At 61.3% G+C, this 8,317-nt stretch carries 8 protein-coding genes, 1 tRNA gene and 2 pseudogenes; 6 read left to right on the top strand and 5 right to left on the bottom strand.

Features of this window, described 5'->3' with window-relative positions:
* Positions 1-172: 172 nt before the first annotated feature.
* A pseudogene (locus KHC28_RS01150) lies at positions 173-430 on the top strand (transposase); the annotation flags it as partial.
* 425 nt (positions 431-855) lie between these two features.
* Here KHC28_RS01150 and KHC28_RS01145 read toward each other — a convergent pair.
* A pseudogene (locus KHC28_RS01145) lies at positions 856-978 on the bottom strand (ATP-binding protein); the annotation flags it as partial.
* Between the two features lie 597 nt (positions 979-1,575).
* Here KHC28_RS01145 and KHC28_RS01140 point away from each other — a divergent pair.
* The 4 genes from KHC28_RS01140 (at position 1,576) to KHC28_RS01125 (ending at position 5,654) form a co-directional block, all read left to right on the top strand.
* Positions 1,576-1,662 (top strand) — tRNA-Leu (locus tag KHC28_RS01140).
* A 380-nt stretch (positions 1,663-2,042) separates the two neighbouring features.
* Positions 2,043-2,270, top strand: coding sequence for a ribbon-helix-helix domain-containing protein (locus KHC28_RS01135; RefSeq protein ID WP_246564137.1), 228 nt, complete (start codon positions 2,043-2,045; stop codon positions 2,268-2,270).
* A gap of 1,432 nt (positions 2,271-3,702) precedes the next feature.
* Positions 3,703-4,893, top strand: a complete 1,191-nt coding sequence (locus KHC28_RS01130) for a Hint domain-containing protein (protein ID WP_214006511.1) — start codon at positions 3,703-3,705, stop codon at positions 4,891-4,893.
* Positions 4,894-5,306: 413 nt separating this feature from the next.
* The gene (locus KHC28_RS01125) at positions 5,307-5,654 is read left to right on the top strand and encodes a hypothetical protein (RefSeq protein ID WP_214006510.1); all 348 of its coding nucleotides are present in this window, start codon (positions 5,307-5,309) and stop codon (positions 5,652-5,654) included.
* A 67-nt stretch (positions 5,655-5,721) separates the two neighbouring features.
* On the opposite strand, the gene KHC28_RS01120 is transcribed toward KHC28_RS01125, so the two are convergent.
* From KHC28_RS01120 to KHC28_RS01105, 4 genes are all read right to left on the bottom strand, one after another.
* Entirely contained in the window at positions 5,722-5,904 is a 183-nt protein-coding gene (locus KHC28_RS01120) for a hypothetical protein (protein WP_214006509.1), read from the bottom strand.
* 83 nt (positions 5,905-5,987) lie between these two features.
* Positions 5,988-6,245 (bottom strand): hypothetical protein, encoded by a 258-nt coding sequence (locus tag KHC28_RS01115; RefSeq protein WP_214006508.1) that lies wholly within the window; start codon positions 6,243-6,245, stop codon positions 5,988-5,990.
* 50 nt (positions 6,246-6,295) lie between these two features.
* On the bottom strand, positions 6,296-6,577 hold the full coding sequence (locus KHC28_RS01110; protein WP_214006507.1) for a hypothetical protein: 282 nt from the start codon (positions 6,575-6,577) through the stop codon (positions 6,296-6,298).
* A gap of 147 nt (positions 6,578-6,724) precedes the next feature.
* Positions 6,725-7,147, bottom strand: coding sequence for a DUF6950 family protein (locus KHC28_RS01105; protein WP_246564135.1), 423 nt, complete (start codon positions 7,145-7,147; stop codon positions 6,725-6,727).
* A gap of 374 nt (positions 7,148-7,521) precedes the next feature.
* Between KHC28_RS01105 and KHC28_RS01100 the strand changes: the two genes are divergently transcribed.
* A complete protein-coding gene (locus KHC28_RS01100; RefSeq protein WP_214006506.1) occupies positions 7,522-7,905 on the top strand; it encodes a hypothetical protein in 384 nt (127 codons plus the stop codon).
* The last annotated feature ends 412 nt before the right edge of the window (positions 7,906-8,317 follow it).

The raw sequence follows: 8,317 nt of genomic DNA, 5'->3' as shown, positions 1-8,317 counted from the left end.
GCGGCCGTCCCGCAGGGAACGAACCAGCGCTGGAGCCTCGACTTCGTGTCCGATGTCCCAGTCGATGTTCGTAAGCTCGTCCCACGAGGACCAAAACCCAGCCGGGCCTAACTTATGACCAGCAGGAACTCAGGCGAGCACGTCAGGTGTTCAACGGGACAGGAGAGCGGGAATGCAACGACGGAGGTTCAGCCGCGAGTTCAAGCTTCAGGCTGTGAGGTTGGTGAAGGATCGGGGCGTTGCCGTTGTGCAGGCTGCCCGCGACCGGGACCTCCACGAGAACGTGCTGTGTAAATGGGTCCGCGAGGCGAAGGCGGATCCTCAGCATGCATTTCCGGGCCACGGTCAGATGAGACCCGAGCAGCTCGAGATTGGCCGGCTGCGCAGGGAAGTGGCCAAGCTGAAGGCGGAGCGCGATATCCTAAAACGTATGGCCCGCCCCGTTTGCAAGGGTGTCGTCTGGTTGGCGTGAGCGGTCTGCATCAACGTATCAGGTCTCAAGGGCTGGCCTTGGCCAAGATGGATAGCGGCTGTGAACGCGCGTTGAGGTCGTCCCGCATCCAGGGCAGCAGCTCCTCGCACTGGATGCCCGGAGCCAGATCCGGATGCGGGAATCCGTGTCGGCCACCTCATCGACGATAAAACCGCCCGGCACCAACTCCGAGACTCGCAAATGCTGACCCATGGCATTGATTCTCCACGCGAACCAATGCCAGCCAGATGCTCACTCCATCAAAAGTGAGTCAGAGCCCAAACGGGACCCCTTGAGTTTGCGCGGGAGCCGGGAGGCGGCGCGGCGGAGCTGGTCTGGATTGCGCGGCCGCGCCGCCTCCGGATCGTTGGGCCCGGTGAGGCTCAGAGCCTGTTCTTGAAGCGCCAGTTCTCATTGCCGGTTTCGACGATGTCGCAGTGATGGGTGAGCCGATCGAGGGGTGCGGTGCTCATCTTGGCATCGCCGAATACGGACGACCATAACCCGACAATGCCGGGGTCATGACAATCTCATCCGGGGCGCGGATGACTAAAAGAGCCGGACTCCGTTAGTTCAGGTTCGAACTCTGGTCCCCCATCAACCAAAAGTCTAGTAGTTTCAATAATTTAAAGAGACTGGCCGCTCCTGAGCTGCTACTGGCGTCGTTCCGACCAGATTCCTTGATTTTCAAGACGTTCCCATACGTTGCAAAATAGTCCGTGCAACACGGATGCAACACGGATTCGGGAGATATTCGCGGTACGTTCCCCGCACCACCCTCGAAGCGGCCGGCATCCAGTTCCTCGCCAGCGGCGACGCGGCGGCTGGCAACGGGGTGGTGTTGCGGGGGTAGCGGTACGGCTTCCCCTACGGCCTGTCCTGTGCCGTCAGCTCCGCCTGCAGTTCACGCGCGCTCATTATGATGGCTACGGTACGAAAAAGTGGGTGTTGAAGTCACCGTATCGCTAGCCGATCCTTTGAGCGTCTCCGCCCGTGGCCAATGTCGGCGCGAGGCAAGGAAGGCGCGACGCCACCGCGTCCGGCCGCCCCTCACATGAAAAAGCCGCCCAGCGGACAGCAAGTGTGCTATGGGGCAGCCGTCTGCGGACGTGGCGAAACTGGTAGACGCACGAGACTTAAAATCTTGCGCCCTTAAAGGCTTACGGGTTCGAGTCCCGTCGTCCGCACCAGCCTTTCCGCACCGATGCCGCCTATTCGTTTTGGTGGCCCAGTGCGAAAAAGACGATCTTGTTGGAAGCGGTAGGGCCGCCGACCATTTTGTGTCTGGCGGAGACCGCAACATCCGAACAGGCACGCAACCGAGCGCGGCGCCCCTTTACCGCGCTCGGTTGCCCACTTGTTGGTGGGGCTGCCGATCTAGAGCTTGCCGAGCACTGCACCGAATGGGTCAGGCTAAAGGGCGATGACCCGAAGGGTGGTCAACTTGAGCGCCCTTCGAAAAACCGACGGCCGCACGACAAGGGGATAAGCCCCGCCGTCCGCACCAGCCATTTGCATCCGCTGACGCCAGGATAATAGGCTCACAGCCACTGGCGCGCAGGGTGGGGCGATGGCGAAAAGTATAAACAAGCACTCGATCATGGTTGGGGAACGAAAGACGAGTATCTCGCTCGAGCCAGAGTTTTTCGGGGCCATCAAGGATATCGCGCGCCGAGAGCGCATGCCTCTTGGAGCTCTGGCACAGGAAATCGATGCCAATCGTAACAGCGGTACCAATCTGTCAGCCGCCATCCGACTGTACGTGCTGGCCGATCTGCAGCGGCGTCTCGAAGTGTAAGCGCCGAGTTGCTCGGCAGGCCGGGCCGCCAAGGCCGGCGTGGACGCCCGCACCGTCAGGCGCGATGCCAATGCGGGGAGAAGATCGATTAACTGATGCAGGTGGCCGGATGCTAGTTGCGGGTCACGTCCGGCCTTCCTGGGGGCCATCGGGAGACAGCTCCGTGGGAGGCGGTTTAATAGCTGGACTCCTGGCGCGAGAGCAGCGACTTTTCCGCAGAGCTGCAATGTGAAATTGACCGCCAACGAGCCCGCCGACAAGACGGCCTCTGCCCGGTCGGCTAACGTCGTATCTGTGGTCAAATACAGCTTTGAACGAAGCGAAGACCGCCCCACTACCGTTACGGCTTCTTCATTTGGCAGCAACCTTGCGGCATGCTCGCGCGACTTGCCAGCTTCGACCCACAGCATCGCCGCGGACTTGTAGGCATACGCATCGAGCCCATTCTGCCGGCGGGAACGTGAAGCGGGGGCTCCAGAATGTCCGCCCGCAGGTGCTTGCGCACGGCGTTCCTCGCGCGACTCGCTCCTGGGCTTCCTCTGCGGACATCCCGGTAATGCGCCGCCGCGTACGGCCGCGTACGGCCGTGTCGCTCGGCCTCCCGCCCCGAAGGCCCTCCGGCCGAGAACCTTGACGGCACCGCTCGGCACCGCCGGCACGGCAGGTCGCCTATCCGCGGCATTTTGTCGGTGGCGGCATTGCGCGGGACCGTGCCGGACGTTCCTTCGACACGTGACCGCTCGAAGAGCGCCACCCGACAGCGTCCGGCCGGATCGATTGCGGCACCCCAGCACCACCTGGCATGCACCCGCACGCTACCACCACTCATTGATCGAGTGATAAAGAAAACTCTCAAGATCACACAAGAAAAAAATAAAGCTGATAGTTCAACTAATCTGACATGAGAGCGAAAAGAGTCAGACTCTTCCGATGGATGCCGAAAATTTGCCTCTCGGAGGCCAACCCGCAATGAGCATTTTTCGACAAATCCGAAACTCCTGCGGATATAAAAAGTTTCAAACGAAGATAAAGCGAAAGTTCGATATGAACGTCTGGCATATTTTATAACGTTAATTCAGTGTCTTGACTCGAATTGTCCGGACACACCCAAGCTCACTTGCGAATGAGGCGATTGACTCCCCTTACGGAATCCGCAAGAATTTCGGCGTTAGAGTCTATCTTCGTATAAATTTCGACAACTAAGATCTACGCCAGCCAACACCTCCGAACCTCGGAGGAATGCATTCCTTTGCCTAATTTTCGTTGAATTATTTTGTATTATAATACTGTTGTCCGTCTTATTTTTTTATGCATCATTAGTAAAAGATAATAAGGCCAAGTATTTATAGCGCATTACTTGATGCACAATGGATATCTATGTGCCGTTATTATCAAAGTAACCACTTCCGTACATCATTATGGGGGCTACGAAATGGCGGTTATCGACGTCGATCTCGGAAGTTCGGACGAAACGATTGATTCCAGCAACTTTAATACCGGTGATACGATAAGCATCGTCGCTCTCGGCAATCACACGCTGACGATCGATGGCGTCTCTACTACGGTCAATTATGGACTGATCGGCGCACAGGCCGCCGCGAACGTGACCATCGATGCCGTCAACGGTGCGGTTGTTACGATCAACAACCCGACTGTGGGCGTGAGCGCTCTGTCGACCTTCACCTATGGTGTGAGCGGCGACTCCGCCATGACCCTGGCGTCCGGCACGGTGGCGCTTACGCTGGGTGGGAACCCCAGCCTCGTCTTCTCCGACGGTGGCGGCTCGTTCATCTACAACGACAACACGCTGCTCGGCAGCTCCATAACCTTCAACGTCAGCGGCTTCAGCACCGGCGACGTGGTCGGCGCGACCGACCAGCCCCTGACCGGCTTCGCCTACAGCTCCGGCACCCTCTCCCTCGTCTTCTCTGACGCCGACTTCGGGGATGCCGATCTCGTCCGCTACAACATCGCGATGAGCCAGTCGGACTACGACTACATCCTGGCGAATGGCGGCGTGGTGGCGTTCATCAACGGCTCCGGCGACTTCGTCATGCCGGTCTGCTTCCTTTCTGGCACGATGATCGCCACGCCGGACGGGGAGCGCCCAGTGGAGAGTCTTGCGATCGGCGACCTTGTTCTTACGAATGACGGTCGCGCTGTTCCTGTGAAGTGGGTCGGGCGTCAGGCGATGGCGCGGATGTTCGCTAATCCGTTGACGCACTATCCCATTTGCATCGCCGCCGGAGCACTGTCCGAAAACATTCCAGTCAGCAACCTCTTCGTCTCGCCTGACCACGCGCTGTTCATCGACGGCGTGCTGGTGCAGGCCGGGGCGCTCGTCAATGGAACAACCGTCACTCGTGTGGCGCGACCCGAGGAACATTTTACTTATTACCATATCGAGCTGGAGGACCACTCGCTCATCCTCGCCGAGGGCGTGGCGGTAGAGACCTTCGTCGATAATGTCACGCGCAGCCGCTTCGACAATTACGCGGAGTTCGAAGCCCTGTACGGGACGCAGCATGAGTCGATCACCGAACTCGACCTGCCGCGCATCAAGTCGGACCGTCAGCTGCCGGCGTCGCTTCGGGTGCGGCTGGCCGTGCGTGTGGCAGCATAAGATAGAAGGGGCGGCCAAGCGCCGCCCCTTCTATTCTAGCCGCGAAGGCCTCAGCTTGGCCTCAACGTCGACCGTATAGCCGGCGGATGCCCGTGCTAGCCTCTGCCGATGGAACGCCTCCTGATCCGTATGGCGCTATGGGTGCGCCGTCCGCCCTCTCGGCGCCACCTGCTGGTGCTGGCCATTGTCGCCGCCGTGGCGGTCTTCTGTCTGGCCTTTGAGGCTATGTTCGGCTGGCCGGACTGGCTGTCTGCCCACCGCAGGATGCGCCTACCGCGCCTCTAAGCAAGATCCGGTTGATCGCACAATACCCAACGCGGCATGCCGCTTATGGTCTGACACTGCCATCAGCGGAACAAAATTGGAGCGCGGTGGTTCGTCTAACAACGCCATTGACCGTACGAGATCGACCGATGTCCGTCACGAAGCACCTTTCGAAGTTCAGGATTTCTGCCGCGCTGCTGCTCGCGGGATTCATGGGCGCGCCGGATAGTCAGGCGTCGGCGGACGATGGTGTGGTGGACTCAAAGAAGCTCGCCGCCATCCGCGAGAAGTGGCAGATGCCCCCCGAGACGCTAGCTGATCGACTGGGCGTGCCGTTCCAAGTCTATCTCGCGATGGAGCAAGGCGCCCAGCCTATCGAGAGCCAGCACCTGCTCGCCCTCGAGGCCATCGGCATCGACCAGTGTCTGGTGAAGCACGACCCGAGCTTGCTCGTGCCGGAGGTCCGGTTGGCGCTCGGCGAGGCGGCTGAGGCCTAACTCGAGTCCCATCACCCGCCACGGCAGCCCCGACGCTACACGGCTTCGGCGCCCTACTTCTCCCGCGTCAGCCCCAGCCCGGCACGCGCCAGCGCCTCCGCCACCCATGCGTCGGAGAAGAACTCCGGCACTTCGTCATCACCTTCCGGCGGGTGGGTGAGGAATTCTGCGACAGTTTGATGGCAACGACCAGCCTCGCATCCGGAAAGGCCGGCGGCAGTGCGACACTGAAGTCGTAAAGCTCGTTCATCGTGTTCTCCATCACAGACCCGGTGTCCGCCGCTTAGGAGGGGCGATGTCCACACGTCGCCCCTTGATGATGCGCTGCTCGATCTAACCATCCTCGTGCAGGCACGTGAGCGACAGCGGCCCACCGACCCAGTCTCGCACATCGCCGCCAGCCGGGCTCTTGATACCGAGGCCCCGGATGATCTCGAAGTAACGGGGAAAGTCGCACTCCGAGTTTATCTCATCTGTGTCGTTCGGGACGTTCGCCCGCCCGACGAACTCGCCCGTGATGGGCGCCGCGAACATCGCGTCGACCTCGGTCAATTTGAAGGGGGTGATGCCCGGCTCTTCAATCGTGCTCACTATGTAGATCTTCTCCCCTCGGCGCCGAACCCGGCGAGGATGGCGACCTGTCACGGATCGATACCGATATGGGGCGCCGTGACGAACCGCATCGCGGAGACAAGATTGCCGGCAAGCGCGTCGAAGGTGTCCGCCCCTTTCGACATGGCTTCCAAAACTCCGATTGCAGCGTCACTGGTGCCCATGATGACAAGGGCGGCCTTGGCATGCGGGATGGTATATGTCTTCGGTACCAGGTGGCGCTGGCCGTCGGGCGCTACCGCCAGCGTGTCGGTGGCGACGTGGATCACCTTGCTTGGCGAGCTCTGGCGCATGGCAATCACAGCAGTCATCGGCGATCCTCCTGCATTAAGAAGGTGAAGGCGACGCCGAGTGTGGCGGCACTGCTGACGAGGAATCCACCAACGGTACCCGCTGCGAAAGCAGGGCCCAGGGCGGTGGCGATGAGTGGGGCTAACGCTTGAGGCAAGTTGATCTCCTTATATTTTCCAAGCCGCCACGATGCGGGCTTCGCGAATGGCTGTGAGACCTTCGCCCTCCTTCACCGCCCAGCGGCCAGTGGGCGTGCGGATGGCCGCAGCCCAGAGCGTAGGTGCGCGGATGACCGCGAAGTCGCCGGGCTGAGGGTCAGTGGTGCGGACGGCGCCCACCTGGAGGGCCATCCGGGCGAGGAGGCGCGGCAGGCCGCCGTGGCGACGGAGCAGAGCGTTGCAGTCAGCCTGCGTGGCAAATGTCCCGCGCCAGTCTGCGGCAGGGTCCACCCCGTGGTTGGCGAGCCACCAATCGGCCAGCATGAGTGTGCAATCGAAGTGGCCGAAGACGAACGGCTGGCGCTGCGCGTGGCGGAGGAAGGCCGATAGGTCAGCGGGCAGGTGACTTACCCTCAACATTTGAATTGGCATCGTGTGCCTCTTTGGCCCACGCCGGTCCCAAGGCTGCGTCGCCCTAGACTTTCGGGGTGCCCCCAGGTGGAATCACGGACCACGGCGGCGCAGTTCGGCCTGGAGCTTGGCCTTCAGCGCCATCGGTCCGCTTGCATCACGTTTCGCGCGGCGAGTGCGCAGGAGACGAACCCAGGCATGGGGGGCGAGTTCGAGGTCGGTTGGGCGATCGTGTCGCGATCATCCATCGCGGGCGATGCAGATTTGTACGATCACTGGACGGTCGGAATTCGCTGATCGCCCTGACCGCTACGAGGTCGCCTTCGTGTGCGAAACCTGCGTCATCCGCAGGTGGATGGCGGTTTCAGAAATCACGCCGGTGGAGGCCCAACCTGATGGCCACTATCCGCAAGCGCCCCCTGCCGTCGGGCAAAACGGCCTGGCAGGCCGACTACGTGGACGGCGCTGGAAAGCGCCGCCACAAGCAGTTCACTACAAAAAGGGAGGCCGACGCTTTCCTCGTGCACGCTCGCGGCGAGCTGGTGCGGGGTGTCCACATACCCGACGCCACCTCCATCATGGTCGCCGATGCAGCGCTGCTATGGCTTGCGCGTGGCGATGCGGAAGGACTAGAGCGCGCGACGCTCGATGCCTACGGCCAGCATGTCGAACTCCCCATCAAGCCGCTCATAGGCTGCGCCAAGCTCTCGCGCATCTCGGTCCCATCGGTACAGGCCTTCGCCGACAAGCTCGGCGAGACCCCTCTCGGTCAATGGTGAAGTGCGTGCTGACCTCCCTGTCGGGCATACTCGCTGAGGCGCAGCGTCGTGGCCTGGCGGCACAGAATCCCGTCTCAGCCGTCCGTCTCCGTATTTCGAAGCGGGTCACGGTGCGGCCCGAAATGCCGACTCGAGAAGAGCTGCGGGCGATACTTTCAGCGGGGCAGGGGAGGTGGCGGCCCCTGATATGGACTGCCACCTTCACCGGGCTGCGCCGCTCGGAGCTCCGGGGATTGAAGTGGACCGATGTCAACCTCGACGCTGCCTTGCCGCATGTCCGGCGGCGACTAGATCGCAATCTAGGTGGCGGAGTCATAACGCATTGATCCAGATGCGTGCTGCGGCAAGCTTGAGTGCGGCGAGGAAGTTGTCCTGGCGGCGGTCATAACGTGTGGCGAGGCCACGCATCTGC

This window comes from Ancylobacter sonchi (genome assembly GCF_018390695.1).
Taxonomy (GTDB): Bacteria; Pseudomonadota; Alphaproteobacteria; order Rhizobiales; family Xanthobacteraceae; genus Ancylobacter; species Ancylobacter sonchi.
This window is presented reverse-complemented; position numbering and strand designations above follow the sequence as displayed.

Excerpts from the sequence above, each read along its gene's own strand:
- KHC28_RS01125 (WP_214006510.1), top strand. The coding sequence starts at position 5,307 with ATGTCCGTCACGAAGCACCTTTCGAAGTTCAGGATTTCTGCCGCGCTG.
- KHC28_RS01105 (WP_246564135.1), bottom strand. The coding sequence starts at position 7,147 with ATGCCAATTCAAATGTTGAGGGTAAGTCACCTGCCCGCTGACCTATCG.
- KHC28_RS01120 (WP_214006509.1), bottom strand. The coding sequence starts at position 5,904 with ATGAACGAGCTTTACGACTTCAGTGTCGCACTGCCGCCGGCCTTTCCG.
- KHC28_RS01100 (WP_214006506.1), top strand. The coding sequence starts at position 7,522 with ATGGCCACTATCCGCAAGCGCCCCCTGCCGTCGGGCAAAACGGCCTGG.
- KHC28_RS01130 (WP_214006511.1), top strand. The coding sequence starts at position 3,703 with ATGGCGGTTATCGACGTCGATCTCGGAAGTTCGGACGAAACGATTGAT.
- KHC28_RS01110 (WP_214006507.1), bottom strand. The coding sequence starts at position 6,577 with ATGACTGCTGTGATTGCCATGCGCCAGAGCTCGCCAAGCAAGGTGATC.
- KHC28_RS01135 (WP_246564137.1), top strand. The coding sequence starts at position 2,043 with ATGGCGAAAAGTATAAACAAGCACTCGATCATGGTTGGGGAACGAAAG.